This window comes from Rhizobium ecuadorense (genome assembly GCF_001187535.1).
Classification (GTDB): domain Bacteria; phylum Pseudomonadota; class Alphaproteobacteria; order Rhizobiales; family Rhizobiaceae; genus Rhizobium; species Rhizobium ecuadorense.
Genome location: NZ_LFIO01001355.1, coordinates 1 through 251 on the forward strand (window position 1 = coordinate 1; position 251 = coordinate 251).

General features: G+C 56.2%; 1 protein-coding gene. It reads right to left on the reverse strand.

Going from position 1 to position 251, the window contains the following annotated elements; all coding sequences use genetic code 11:
- The coding region (locus AF337_RS44650; protein WP_210168084.1) for a hypothetical protein at positions 1-193 on the reverse strand (193 nt) is incomplete at its 3' end.
- Positions 194-251 lie beyond the last annotated feature (58 nt).

Here is a 251-nt window from a genome sequence, read left to right on the forward strand (position 1 = left end):
ACTCTCCCTCGACGAGACCTTCAAGGCAATGAGTGCCGACGTCGACAAGGTCAACGAGGCGCTCGCCGCCAAGTAACCGGTCACGCGTTGTCCCGCACAATGCGCGCATGCAGCAGCCACGGCCTCGCAACAGGGCCGTGGCTTTTCTTTTCCCAACGGACACTTCGACCAGTTTCGAATTGTCGATGGCCATAGCTACGCTACGTCTTCCTTCAAAGTGTTACAGCGTCCTTTACGCATCTAAAAAGACG